Source organism: Rhizobium sp. LjRoot254 (assembly GCF_964254105.1).
In the GTDB taxonomy this organism is placed as follows: Bacteria; Pseudomonadota; Alphaproteobacteria; order Rhizobiales; family Rhizobiaceae; genus Rhizobium_E.
Genome location: NZ_CAXUSM020000001.1, coordinates 1,223,801 through 1,236,941, shown reverse-complemented (window position 1 = coordinate 1,236,941; position 13,141 = coordinate 1,223,801). Strand labels below are relative to the sequence as shown.

At 60.7% G+C, this 13,141-nt stretch carries 10 protein-coding genes and 1 other RNA gene; 6 read left to right on the top strand and 5 right to left on the bottom strand.

Going from position 1 to position 13,141, the window contains the following annotated elements:
• Positions 1 to 77 precede the first annotated feature (77 nt).
• The 3 genes from ACSQ26_RS06085 to ACSQ26_RS06075 all read right to left on the bottom strand — a co-directional run bounded on the left by ACSQ26_RS06085 (position 78) and on the right by ACSQ26_RS06075 (position 1,804).
• On the bottom strand, positions 78 to 599 hold the full coding sequence (locus ACSQ26_RS06085) for a dihydrofolate reductase (protein WP_436007258.1): 522 nt from the start codon (positions 597 to 599) through the stop codon (positions 78 to 80).
• The gene (locus tag ACSQ26_RS06080; RefSeq protein ID WP_436007256.1) at positions 596 to 1,393 is read right to left on the bottom strand and encodes a thymidylate synthase; all 798 of its coding nucleotides are present in this window, start codon (positions 1,391 to 1,393) and stop codon (positions 596 to 598) included. Before ACSQ26_RS06080 ends, ACSQ26_RS06085 begins: the two co-directional genes overlap by 4 nt.
• Before the next feature lie 114 nt (positions 1,394 to 1,507).
• A complete protein-coding gene (locus ACSQ26_RS06075; protein WP_436007254.1) occupies positions 1,508 to 1,804 on the bottom strand; it encodes a DUF3175 domain-containing protein in 297 nt (98 codons plus the stop codon).
• A gap of 162 nt (positions 1,805 to 1,966) precedes the next feature.
• Here ACSQ26_RS06075 and ACSQ26_RS06070 point away from each other — a divergent pair, with 162 nt between their 5' ends.
• Positions 1,967 to 2,404 (top strand): CBS domain-containing protein, encoded by a 438-nt coding sequence (locus ACSQ26_RS06070; protein ID WP_436007252.1) that lies wholly within the window; start codon positions 1,967 to 1,969, stop codon positions 2,402 to 2,404.
• Positions 2,405 to 2,508: 104 nt separating this feature from the next.
• On the opposite strand, the gene ACSQ26_RS06065 is transcribed toward ACSQ26_RS06070, so the two are convergent.
• Complete coding sequence (locus tag ACSQ26_RS06065) at positions 2,509 to 5,775, bottom strand: choice-of-anchor Q domain-containing protein (RefSeq protein WP_436007250.1); 3,267 nt, start codon at positions 5,773 to 5,775, stop codon at positions 2,509 to 2,511.
• 209 nt (positions 5,776 to 5,984) lie between these two features.
• Between ACSQ26_RS06065 and ssrA the strand changes: the two genes are divergently transcribed.
• The 3 genes from ssrA (at position 5,985) to ACSQ26_RS06050 (ending at position 7,180) form a co-directional block, all read left to right on the top strand.
• Positions 5,985 to 6,340: a transfer-messenger RNA gene (gene ssrA / locus ACSQ26_RS06060) on the top strand.
• A gap of 126 nt (positions 6,341 to 6,466) precedes the next feature.
• Positions 6,467 to 6,985 carry an SspB family protein gene (locus ACSQ26_RS06055; protein WP_436007248.1) on the top strand — a complete coding sequence of 173 codons (519 nt, stop codon included), beginning with the start codon at positions 6,467 to 6,469 and terminating at the stop codon, positions 6,983 to 6,985.
• Between the two features lie 9 nt (positions 6,986 to 6,994).
• Positions 6,995 to 7,180, top strand: coding sequence for a DUF4169 family protein (locus ACSQ26_RS06050; RefSeq protein ID WP_436007246.1), 186 nt, complete (start codon positions 6,995 to 6,997; stop codon positions 7,178 to 7,180).
• A 163-nt stretch (positions 7,181 to 7,343) separates the two neighbouring features.
• On the opposite strand, the gene ACSQ26_RS06045 is transcribed toward ACSQ26_RS06050, so the two are convergent.
• On the bottom strand, positions 7,344 to 7,847 hold the full coding sequence (locus ACSQ26_RS06045) for a thioesterase family protein (protein ID WP_436007244.1): 504 nt from the start codon (positions 7,845 to 7,847) through the stop codon (positions 7,344 to 7,346).
• Between the two features lie 96 nt (positions 7,848 to 7,943).
• Between ACSQ26_RS06045 and ACSQ26_RS06040 the strand changes: the two genes are divergently transcribed.
• Together ACSQ26_RS06040 and ACSQ26_RS06035 are read left to right on the top strand one after the other, a co-directional pair.
• Positions 7,944 to 9,356, top strand: coding sequence for an FAD-binding oxidoreductase (locus tag ACSQ26_RS06040; protein WP_436007242.1), 1,413 nt, complete (start codon positions 7,944 to 7,946; stop codon positions 9,354 to 9,356).
• Positions 9,357 to 9,425: 69 nt separating this feature from the next.
• Positions 9,426 to 13,103 carry an AsmA family protein gene (locus tag ACSQ26_RS06035; RefSeq protein ID WP_436007240.1) on the top strand — a complete coding sequence of 1,226 codons (3,678 nt, stop codon included), beginning with the start codon at positions 9,426 to 9,428 and terminating at the stop codon, positions 13,101 to 13,103.
• The last annotated feature ends 38 nt before the right edge of the window (positions 13,104 to 13,141 follow it).

Below are 13,141 nucleotides of genomic sequence, written 5' to 3'. Positions count from 1 at the left end.
TATAAGTATCCCGTTAGACGGTTTCAACGTAAGCCGCCAGAGATCAGCGCTTTTTGATCAAAATATGTTGAAGCAATTCAAACCCCGGCGGTTTTACGCCTGTAAGTAACGAAACGGGTCGGAAAGTCGTCCTTTTCGCCGGCCGGCACATCCTCCGCCTCACCGGCCTGCCAGACCGCCGGATCGATCTCGGGAAAGAACGTATCGCCTTCGATCCATGCCTTGATATGCGTGACATGCAGGATCGTCGCACGATCCAGTGCCTCGCGATAAACCACTCCGCCGCCAATGACGCAGATTTCATCGACGCCGAGCCTTTCGGCCTCGATCACCGCCCTCGCCAGCCCATCCTCGAGCGAATGGACGACGATCACGCCCTCGGGCTTGAAATCGGGATTGCGGGTGATGACGATATTCGGGCGGCCCGGCAGCGGCTTGCCGATCGAATCGTAGCAAACCCGGCCCATGACCACGGGCTTGCCGAAGGTCAGCGCCTTGAACCGCTTGAGATCGGTCGACAGCCGCCATGGCAGGCCGCCATCCCGGCCGATCACATTGTTTTCGGTGATCGCGACAACGAAGGAGATTTCGATGGTCATACCGCCACGGGCGCCTTGATATTCTGGTCGGCCTCGTATCCCACGAGTTCGAAATCCTCGAACCTGAAGGCGAAGATGTCCTTCACATCGGGATTGATCCGCATGACAGGCAACTTCTTCGGCGTGCGGGACAATTGCAGCTTCGCCTGCTCGAAATGATTGGAATAGAGATGCGCGTCGCCGAGCGTATGGACGAAGTCGCCGGGCTTGAGGCCCACGACCTGCGCCACCATCATCGTAAGTAGCGCGTAGGCCGGAATGTTGAAGGGCACGCCCAAAAATATGTCGCCCGAGCGCTGGTAAAGCTGGCACGAAAGCCGGCCATCGGCGACATAGAACTGGAACAGGCAATGGCAGGGCGGCAGCGCCATCTCGTCGACCAGTGCGGGGTTCCAGGCTGAGACGATATGCCGGCGCGACATTGGATTGGTCTTCAAGCCCTCGATCAGGTTCTTGATCTGGTCGACCGGCGCGCCATCACCCGGCGCGGGCCATGACCGCCATTGCGCACCGTAGACCGGCCCGAGATCACCGTTCTCGTCGGCCCATTCGTCCCAGATCGAGACCCCGTGCTCCTTGAGATAACGGATATTGGTCTCGCCTTTCAGGAACCAGAGCAACTCATAGATGATCGACCGAAGATGCAGCTTCTTCGTCGTGGTGACGGGAAACCCTTCCCCGAGGTTGAAGCGCATCTGGTAGCCGAAGACCGAGCGCGTGCCCGTGCCCGTACGGTCGCCCCGGTCCGAACCGGTCTCCATCACATGCCTGAGTAGGTCGAGATACTGTTTCATGGTCTGCCGCCGCCGGATTCGCTTTGCCGCATTATGCACCGCATGCAAACGCAATTGAACGGGGTCGAAGAAATTTCCCGTGTTTTATCCGCAGCACCGGCCAACGCGTTCCGCTCAGCCATGTGCCGACTTGTCGTCTTTGCCGAATTCCTTCCGCAACGCTTTCTTGGCACGCTCGAGCGTGGCCTGCCGGCGCTTCGAGAGGTTTTTGCCAGCTCTGTTGATGTAGAAAGTGAGCATCGACATGGCGGATTGGAAGGGGCTCGACTTGCGCCGATGCGACTCCTCCGCCGAGTGCTTCAGGGATTTCGCGATTTCATCCGCATTTCCCGATTTGAAGACGCCGTTTTCGAGGTCGAGCGCGTCGCTTTTCTCGGTCACTTCATGAGACCATTTCCGTTTCGATGCCATCTGACTGTCTCCTTGTTCGGCCCGCCATTCCCTAGTGTCTCTTAACGATCGCCAATGCCTTCCGATCCATTTCAGCCGCGATTGAAAATGAAGGCGGACCAGGGGAACCTGAGGCTCTCCCGCCGGTTTAGTTGGATTGAACCTCGGACATAGGAGACGACAATGAAAGTGAGCGAAATCATGACGCGGGATGTTCGCCTTGCCAGCCCCCATCAGTCAATTCGGGAAGCGGCTGCGATCATGGCGGATATCGATGCCGGCGCAATTCCCGTCGGCGACCACGACCGGCTTGTCGGCATGATAACCGATCGTGACATTGCGGTCCGCGCGGTCGCAAAAGGCAAGGGTACCGAAACGCCCGTCGGCGATATCATGACGGCTGATGTCAGATACTGCTTCGATGATGAAGACACCGACTATGTGCTCGACAATCTCGGCGACCAGCAAATCCGCCGGCTGCCGGTGGTCAACCGCGACAAGCGCCTCGTCGGCATCCTGTCGCTCGGCGACCTCGCCAACCATGGCGGCAACAGCCACGCGGGTGCGGCCCTTGCCGAAATCTCGCGCCCCGGCGGCCAGCACAGCCAGACCCGCATGTAGGCCGCGAGCCCGTCAGAGCGAATGGAAACGTTCTGTCGGTTCCAGCAAACCGCCGCCAATGAGAAATGCATCTCGTTCGGCGGCGGAGCAGGAAGTCCGCTCGATCACTGCAGATCGAAACTCGCCGCCGTCAGTTCCGGTGGCGTGCCGATGAACGTCGCGATCAACCGCGAGCCGCCATTTGCAGATCCGTTTACATCGAGGAAGAGCTTTCCCGTCTCGGTATTGTAGATCAGCCGGTCTTCCGCGCTCTCGGCCAGGCCGGTCGTGTTGGCAACAAAGAGTGCCGCATCCAACTCTCCTCCCCATACAGCCGCTTTGTCATCGGCCCCGAAGCCGGGGCCGAAGAGGCGCGCTTCGATAACCAGGATATCGTCGGAAAAATCGCTTATGACGTCCCGGTCTGCCTTGTCAGGAGATAGGTAAAAACGATCCAGGTCGGCGCCGCCTGTCAGTTTGTCGATGCCCTTGCCGCCGATAAGACGATTGAAGCCATCTCCGCCGATCAGGATATCATTGCCTGCGCCACCATCCAGGTCGTTGTCGCCATCGTCGCCAGTGATGACATCGTCGAACCTGCTTCCAATGACGTTCTCGAAATCTGTGAACTGATCGCCCTTGGCGTCTCCACCGCCGGCAACACCGCTTTTGAGGTTGATGGTCACGCCCTTCAAGGAACTCGCATAGGAAAGCGTGTCGCTGCCAAGGCCACCCGCCAACGTGTCACCACCAATACCGCCCTCGAAGGTGTTCGAAACGTCGTCGCCCGTCAGGATGTCGGCAAAGCGCGAGCCGATCGCATTCTCGAACGACAGGATGACGTCGCCGGTTGCGTGACCGCCCTGGACCGCGCTGGCCGACAGGTCGATTACGACGGCGGCGTTCGACGCCGCATAGGAAAGCGTATCGCGTCCCTCGCCTCCGGCGAGCACATCGGCGCCCGCTCCACCGGCGACCGTATCATTGCCGGTGCCGCCATCGAGATCGTCCACACCGTTCCCACCGTCGATCACGTCATTTGCCTCAGCACCGGTGATCGTATCGCTACCGGCGCCGCCGCTCAGCGTGTCGCTGCCGGTTTCCCCCAAGAGAGTATCGTTGCCATCACCCCCTGCGATCCTGTCGTTGCCGTTTCCGCCCGAAAGCGTGTCGTTTCCGCTCGCTCCCGAAATCGTGTCGAAACCCAATCCGCCTTCGAACGTGTCCTTCTTCGAAGTCCCCTCGAACTTCTTGCGGGCGAGCGCGCCGTAATAATCGTCCGAAACGTCGAGCAAAGCCTCGGTGAAGCCTTGCTCCCCGGGTTGACCAAAAAACCGGCTTACAATCTCACCCGTCTTCTGGTCGATGATCAGGTAGGTGGGATAGCCTTTGAGATCGACACCACGGATCAGGTCCACGGCCGTTTGCGCATCCCCGTTTGGAGTAACGACCGGGTCGGTAAGATCATATTTCACGCGCCACTGGTTTGCGTTGGCCGTCGTCGTAATTCCACTGTTGGCGTTCTCGAGAATGATCTCGACGAAGGTAAACCCGTCCCCGACATTTGTCATGACCTCCGGGAGTTCCGTGGCGGCAAACTGGCACGGTCCACACCATTGGGCGCAGAAGGTTAGGACCATCAGGCCCTTGCCCTCGCCCCGCAATGAGAAGGCTTCGCCATCCGCGTCCGTAAACGTCAGTTCAGGAACCACTTCACCGACCTCGTTGAACGCGCCGACGGCGGTAAAATCACCGGCGACCGGAGTCACGAACTCAGTGAGGTCTATTGCCGCGCCCGTCCCGGCCAGCGCCGCTTCCAGCGGTGTCGCGAGCACCTTCTGCTGGTAGAAGCCGGCGCCGATATGTACCGTCTGTTCCGTCGAAGCAACGATGTCGATGTCGGTCGTACCGGGCAGCCGATGCAGAGCCTTGAACGGCATGGTGGAGGCGTCGAGGCCGGACACGAGGGCATACGCGACTCTCAGGTCGTACGCCGCCGCTTGAGCCTCCTCGGAATCATGATCCACCAGATGAAACAGACTCACGCCCTCTGACAGCCCCTCCAGCGGACCATCATATCCATCGAGGCAGACGATGCGTATGTCGAGGTCGTGCCCGCTCGTCTCCGCCGCGGCCAGCAGGGCATTGGCCTGGGCGATCGTCGCCTGGGTCTGCGGCGGCACGTTGTCGCCATAGCCGGCATGTTCGAGCACGAAGACGATGGTTTCATTATTGCCGTCGAAGAGATCGTTCGCGGCAACCGCATTCCCGTTCTGGTCCGCAAGCGACAGTGCCAGAAGCCCGGCATGGAGATCGTAGTCGATACCCTGCCGGAATTCGGCTGCCCCGATATCGACCGTGCCATTGTTGATCCTGTCATGGCCGCGCGCATCGTAAGGCAAGGGATCGATCGACGAAAGGTCGCCGTCGAGATCAAGAAAATCCTGGGGAATCGCCGCGTTGCTTCCGGCATCGATCAGCACGCTACCCGGGAGGATGCCAAGGGTCTGAACCGTTCCGCCATTGTCCGCGAGATTGGGGTCGAGCCCCGGATCCCCGATATTGAGCAGGTTCGATTGGCTGGTGGTGATGTTGGGACTCGTCGAGAATGCGCTGTTGATCGCCGAAAAGAGCGTGCCCTCCACGTCATCCGGGGTTGAGAAATCGGGTCCGCTAATATTAAGGGCAATTACCGAATTCGCGACCGTGATGGTCGAGCCCAGATCGCGAATACCGCCACCACCGCCGTCCAGGGCAGACCAGTTGTTGTAAATGGTGCTGTTGTAGATATCCAGGTTGGAGGTCCAGGTGCTTATTCCTCCGCCCCCGTTCGTCGCATCGTTGTAATAGAATGTCGAATTGACGATCGTCGTGTCGCTGTCCGACATGAACAGGCCGCCGCCCTCCTCGCCGGAGAAATTGTGATGGAGGAGCGAGTTGACGATCTCCACCTCCGCGCCATAGGCCCTGATCGCGCCGCCGTATGAATCGGATTTGCTATTCTGGATCGTGGTGTCGAGAATAGTCAGCTTGCCGATATCCCAGGCGCGCACCGCGCCACCATGATCGGCCGAATATCCGTTGGTCAGGGTCAGGCTCTTCAGCGCCACATCCGTCGTGGCACCGGTTATGTTGACGATGCGGCTGGCGTCGTTTCCCGAGATCGTGATGTCGGCCTCGTTGTCGCCATCGATATCACCGTCGATCGTCAGGTCGTCGGTGATCGCCAGTTCGGAAGACAGCACGATGGTCCCGCCGCTCACTCCCGCAGCAAACGTGATATTATCTGGAAGACTATCGGCATTGGCGAGCGCGACAGCCTCGCGCAGCGACAGTACGCCGTCATTCTCGTCGACCACGTCATCTGTCGTGGTTACAGTATGTGTCGCCATGATATTCTCCCGCTCAGGAATACCGGCGCTCAGTCCCCCAGCGCGGGTGCGTTAAATTTCATTGAATCCTTCTGCCGGCGAAAATCTGCCGGAAGATTATTTGTGTTAATGAAGTAATCGAGATTTTTTTGTTTGAGCGCACAATATACGAACCCGTTGTGGTTGCAAGCCGGCAAGATTGAGCGATCGGCATCGAAAAGCCCTGCGTCCCACTTTGCAAACCACTCGATAATCCCTATATAGGGAATGCCGGCTTGCCGGATATGGTGATAAACAAGCGGTGAAATAAACCCATTGGACCCGGGGGCGGTACCCGGCGCCTCCACCAGAAACCGTTGCAACGGAACGGCTTCTGATGGGGGCGAAATAGGATCGACAAGGGCGTAAAGATCGTCTTTTTACTCGGCATTGTACCACCGTTATCGGGCTAACATTATAGTTGCAAACGACAACTATGCTGAAGCACGTCTCGCTGCTTAATCGCAGTGTGACACTTCAAATCAAGTCCTTGCGGGTAGCACTGTAAGGCGGGGTTCGAAGGCACCTGGCAACAGAAGCCTTCACTTTCTCTCGCTCTTGTTTACGGTTTTTGACGCCTTCTGGCCCTGTGGCGGCGCATGAAAGGCTTTGCCAAGTCATCATAAAATGGCATAGTTAGCCCCAACTCACAGACGAAAATACGGGAATCATCATGGGGCAGGACCATATCCGCTACGACATCTTGGCACAGGACGCGCTGCGTGGCGTGATCCGCAAGGTCCTGTCGGAAGTGGCCGCCACCGGTTCCTTGCCTGCCGATCATCACTTCTTCATCACCTTCCTCACCGAGGCACCGGGCGTGCGCATCTCGCAGCACCTGAAGTCGAAATATCCCGAGCAGATGACGATCGTCGTCCAGCACCAGTTCTGGGATCTGAAGGTCTATGACGGTTATTTCGAGATCGGCCTGTCCTTCTCCGACAAGCCCGAAAAGCTCACTGTCCCGTTCAGCGCGGTGCGCGGCTTCTATGACCCGTCGGTGAATTTCGAACTCGAATTCGACGTCTCCCTCGCCGAAGAGACCGAAGGCGGCGCCGAGATCACCGCCTATCCTGAACAGCAGGCGACGGAAATCCAGATCGTCTCCGTCGAAAAGACCGAGGGCGAGGCCGAGGCAAAACCAGCCGGCGGTTCCGTCGTATCGCTCGATTCCTTCCGCAAGAAGAACTGAGGCACCTCAGTGGCGGCCGATGTCATCAACCTGAGACAGGCCCGCAAGCAGAAAGCCCGCGCGGAAAAAGAACAGTCCGCCGCGGAAAACCGCGCCCAGTTCGGCCGCGCCAAGCATGAAAAAGCCGTGACCCGCGCGCTCAAGGCCAAGGTCGAGAAAGCGCTCGACCAAGGCAAGCTGGAAAAGCCGGAATAGGCGTTGCACACGTCCGCGCGGCACATTCGCGTTAAATACAGAGGCCCCCGGAAGCTGCAGAAATTGACGAATGTCAATTACTTGGCACGATTACCTGAATCTGATTCAATACATGAAGCCGCCTGAATCTGTTTTGCAGCAGGGGCCGCAAACCCACCGACCCTCACCGCCGCTGAATGCCGATCACTCGGCCAATATGCTTGGTCCGCGGCAGCGTGCGGTGGTAGCGCAGCATGGTCTGGATGTCGCCGGTGACTTGCTCGGAAAAGCGCACCACCCTTGGCGTATCGCGCGCGGCCGTGAGGTCGACATGCAGCAGCAGGCTTTCCGATGTCGCCGAAAGCCAGCCGTCGGAATGAAAGAGTTCCTGGTAGATATGCAGGCTCTTCGCATCGGCATCGAGCAGCCGGAAGCTGGCCCGCACCTCTGCCCCTGCTTTCAGTTCCCTGAGATAGGTCACATGCGCCTCGGCTGTCACCAGCGTCCTGTCCTCGGCCCGCCTATAGGCCTCGCCGAGCTTCAGGATCTCGATCGCCGCTTCGGACGCGCGGTCGAACAGCACGTTGTAATAAGCCATGTTGAGATGGTCGTTATAGTCGATCCAGGCATCCTCCACCGTCATGAGTTGGCTGATGATGGGGGTATCGAAATGCACGGGTTCGGACATTGCGGGATCAATTCTCCGGCTGGACAAGGTAGCCTATCTGGCACATTACTTCGCACGAATCCAAATACAAAGCGTTGAAAATTCAAGGACAGGCACATGGGCATTTCGGGCATCCGTCTGGGCGAGCGCAATGAGGAAGGGCTGAAATCGGCCACCTCCGTCCTCAAGCAGATGTATGGCGAGCGTTTCCAGACCGGCGAGGCGATCCGCGCCCAGCACGCCCATACCACGACCTGGGTACCGCCCCAGCTTCCCGATGGCGTGCTTTTCATTGAATCGAAAGATGATGTCCTGAGCGCCGTCCGCATCGCCAGCGAGTATCGCGTGCCGCTTATTCCATTCGGCACCGGCTCCTCGCTCGAAGGCCAGGTCAACGCGCCCTCCGGCGGCTTCTCGCTGGATTTCTCCCGCATGAACCGGCTTTTGGAGGTCAATGTCGAGGATCTCGACTGCACCGTCGAGCCGGGCATCACACGCGAGGAACTCAATATCCAGCTTCGCGATACCGGCTTGTTCTTCCCAATCGACCCCGGCGCCAATGCCTCCATCGGCGGCATGACGGCGACCCGCGCCTCCGGCACCAATGCCGTCCGCTACGGCACGATGAAGGACAATGTGCTGGCCGTCACAGCCGTCACATCGGATGGCGAGGAAATCCGCACCGCGCGGCGCGCCCGTAAATCGTCGGCCGGCTACGATCTCACCCGGCTCTTCGTCGGTTCCGAAGGCTCGCTCGGCATCCTCACATCCATCACACTGAGGCTCCAGGGCATTCCCGAACAGATCGCCGGTGGCTACTGCAATTTCCCGACCGTCCGTGAAGCCTGCGAAGCGGTGATCATGACCATCCAGCTCGGCATTCCCGTGGCCCGTATCGAACTGATGAACGCGCTGCAGGTCCGCGCCTGCAATACCTATTCGGGCCTGTCCCTGCCCGAGGCGCCGTCCCTCTTCCTCGAATTCCACGGCTCGCCCGCCTCGGTGAAGCTTCAGTCCGAAGCCTTCGGCGAGGTCGCCCACGAAAATGGCGCGAGCGGCTTCGTCTGGTCAACCAATCCCGAAGAGCGGGCGAGGATCTGGAAAGCCCGCCACAATGTCTACTGGTCTGCAAAGGCGCTGAAGCCCGGTGCCAATGCCATCGCCACCGATGTCTGCGTGCCGATTTCGCGGCTCGCCGAATGCGTCTCCGCCACCGAGGCCGATATCGACGCACACGGCCTGATCGCCCCCATAGTGGGACACGCCGGCGACGGCAATTTCCACGTCTCGCTGGTCATCAACGACCAAGACCCTACGGAGGTCGCGGGCGCCGAAGCCTTCATCGCCCGCCTCAATGCCCGCGCGCTCGAAATGGACGGCACCTGCACCGGCGAACACGGTATCGGCCAGGGCAAGCAGGAATTCCTCGAGGGTGAACTCGGCGGCTCGGTCGAGATCATGCGCCGCATCAAGAAGAGCCTCGACCCGCTCAACATCTTCAACCCGGGAAAAATCTTCGCCCTCGACTGAGGCGCATTGGTGCTTGCACGACGGGGGAAATTCCCTAAACCTAGCGCGGACCAGTATGGGAGTTGAATCGTGCTCGGGCGCATTTTCGTAGTCATCGGCGGGCTCATCGCGATCGTTCTGTTCGCGGCCCTCCTTGCGCCCTTGTTCATCGACTGGACCGATTTCCGTCGCGATTTCGAACAGCAGGCGAGCCGCATCATCGGCAAGAAGGTCGTGGTCCACGGCACAGTCGATGCCCGCCTCCTGCCCTTCCCTTCGGTCACCATGAACGATGTCCGCGTCGGTGAGGATTCGAGCGGCGAGGCGCTCGTCACCGCCGAGCGCTTCTCGATGGAATCCGAGCTGGCGCCGTATCTCTCTGGCGAAGCGCTGATCTACAACATGCGCATCGAGAACCCCAAGATCCGCCTCAAGCTCACGGACGACGGTACCTTCGATTGGGTCAAGACCGGCACGCCGGAGATCCCCGCCTCTAATGTCGTGCTCGAACATGTCACGGTGGTGGACGGCGACGTCCTGTTCATCGACGAGCAGACCGGCCGCAACCGTCACCTGACCGGCCTCGACATGGAACTCTCGGCCAAGACCCTGGCCGGCCCCTGGAAGGTCGCCGGCAAAGGCGCGATCGACGGCCAGACCGGCAGTTTCGTGATCAACACGTCGACCCCCGACAAGGGCAGGATCCCGCTCAAAGTCCGGCTGTTGCCGGACAATCCCTCGCTGGTGGCCGAGATGGAAGGCGTGATCGGGCTCAGGGATTTCAGGCCGGAATACAAGGGCGTCTTCAACATCCGCGAGAAGTTCCGCACCGAGACCAATGCCGAGAACGCCAACAATCCGGATTTGAAATCGGCGGCACCCCGCATCGCGGGCGAATTCGAGCTGCTCAACGACCGCCTGCGCATACCCAAATACGAATTCAAGATGGGCGACCCCGTCGATCCCTATATCGTCAACGGCGAGGCGACGATCGATGCCGGCCGCAACCCCGAATTCCTGGTCAAGGCCGAGGGCCACCAGATCGACATGAGCCGCTTCGGCGGCAATAGTGAAGGCACGACCGATGCCACCGCGATCCCCCTCTCCGACCGCATCCGCGCCTTCCTGACGCTCGCCGCCGACATCCCGGTCCCCAACCTGCCCGGCAAGGCCAGCATCCGGCTGCCGGGCCTGGTGGCGGGCGACACGACCATCCGCGACATCAGGCTGGAAATGCAGCCGGCCGAAGATGGCTGGCAGATCGATGAGGCGGAGGCGCAGCTGCCCGGCCGCACCACGCTCTCGGCCAAGGGCAAGCTGACGCTGATCGGCGGCCAATCCTTCGAAGGCGACCTGCTGCTGGCCTCCAACCAGCCCTCCGGCTTTGCTGAATGGGTCACCGGCTCGGTGCCGGATGCCATCCGCAAGCTCAAATCGGCCGGGTTTTCGGCCGATGTCAGCCTGACGCCTGAACTCCAGCGTTTCGAAAAGCTTGAGATCGGCTTCGGTGCCGCCAGGCTCAAAGGCCGGCTCGAGCATGAATCGAAGGGTGACGAGACGCCGTCGCTGTCGCTCGACTTGGCGGGCAACGCCTTCGACCTCGACACGATGCTGGCGCTCGGCGGCCTGCTGACGGGCGAAGCCAATACCGGGTCGCTCTTCGATCACCGCATCGCGGCGCGGCTGAAGGTCGATGAGTTCCGCGCCTTCGCACTCGATGCGACGGGGCTCGACGCAACCTTCACCATCGCCAATGGCGCGCTCGGCGATGTCCGCGCCTCGGTCAAGGATTTCTACGGCACGGCGCTCGATATCCAGGGCGGCGTCGCCGACCTCACCGGCTCACCGAAGGGTGGGGCCAAAATATCGCTGAAGGCGACCGATCCCTCCACCTTCTTCCGCCTGCTCGCCGACCGGCTGCCCAGGCATCCCGCACTCGACCGCCTCGCGGCCAATGCACAATATTACGAAGGCAGCGATTTCCTGCTCGACCTCAAGCTCGGCCTCGGTGACTGGCCGGTCGAGGCTAAGCTCACCGGCATCGCGCATGGCAGCCGCCTCACTGCCAATCTCGCCAGCCAGACACTCAATCTCGCTGACCCCCAGGGCCTGACCTTCGACGCGTCGATCGAGAACCCCGACGCCTGGGTCATGCTCGGCCAGGCGGGATTTTCGACCATGCAGTTCGATGCCGACCAGGATGGCCTGCTCAGCCTGAAGGTCGAGCAATCCGCGGATGCCGATCCCCAGATCGGACTGAAATATTCCTCGGCCACCACCACGATCGAGGTCGATGGCTCCGCCCGCCTCGACGCTGCCAATTTCCTCGACGGCTCCTACGCACTGACCATCGACAGTGGCGACATCGCCCCCTACTTCATCATGACGGGCATATCGCTGCCGCAACTGGCCGACGGCCTCTCGCTCAATGCCAGCGCCAGCCTCTACTCCACGCCGGACGGCATCAGCATCGACGGCCTCAAGGGCAGCGCCGACAACAACACCTTCGCCGGCGTGCTCAGCCTCGACCGCAAGGCCGCCGAGACCCGCTTCGGCGGCGAGCTGACGCTGTCGATGATCGATTTCGGCTGGCTTGCCGAGGCGGTCTATGGGCCGATCACCGAACCGCTCACCAGCCAGCTTTCCCGCATCGACGTGCCCAGGGTTGCGGGCCTTCCGGTCAATGTCGATCTCTCGCTCGCCACAGGTGAATTCCATCTCGGCGCACTCGGCGACATCAAGAATTTCAACGGCAAGCTCAAGTCCGACCGCGGCAAGATCGAACTGAGCGACGCCACCGGCAAGCTCGCCGACGGCAATTTCTCCGGCCATGCCGAGCTCGGCAATCTCGACGGCAATGCCTATCTCCGCACCCAGATGAAATTGACCGGCGCGACGCTCGCAACCGCCTTCTGGCAATACGGCAACAAGCCTGCCGCCTCCGCGCGCTCGAACCTCACCTTCGCGCTCGACACGACAGGCACCAGCGCGGTCAAGATGCTGGAAAGCGCCACCGGCTCGGGCACGCTCGGCCTTACCGATCTCGCCATTCGTGGCCTCGACGGCAAGGTCTTCCCAGCATTCCTCAAGGCAGCGGACGCCGTGGATGGTGAACTCACCGAGGCGGCGGTGAAGCCCGCCATCGAGGCAAGCCTTCTCAATGGCAGCACCAGCATCGGCAAGCTGGACATCCCCTTCAACATCGCCGGCGGCAGGCTGCGCGCCGCCAATATCGCCGGCAGCAATGCCGAGCTTGGTTTCGAGGGCGAGGCCGATATCGGCCTTCTCGATGGCAATATCGCAGCCAGCATCGGGCTCGTCTTCAAGCCGGGCGAAGACGCGCTCGCCGGCGCCGATCCCTCGGTCCGGCTTGGCTGGGAAGGTCCGCTCGCGGCCCCGCACCGCGCGGTGGATATCACCGCGCTGACAAGCTTTCTGTCACTGCGCAAGTTCGAGCAGGAACGACGCCGGGTGGAGATCCTTCAGGCCAACATCGCCGAAAAGCAGCGCCTGCGCCGGGAAGCCTCGCTCTATCGCTATCTCGACGCCGAGCGCGAACGAATCGAGCAGAGGCGCATCGACGACGCGCGCCTTCTCGATCAGGCGCAGGAGGCGCTGAAGGCCAAGGCGCAAGCCGATGAAGAGGCCCGGCAGAAGGCCGAACTGGAGAAGCAGGAGAAGCTGGAAAAGCAGGAGAAACCTGCCGACGACAACACGAGCGACACCACGCCGAGGCTCGATCTGTCTCCTGATATCCTCAACCAGTGAAGCATAGTCCGCGTCTGCCGGCGCTGTCCCTGTTTTCC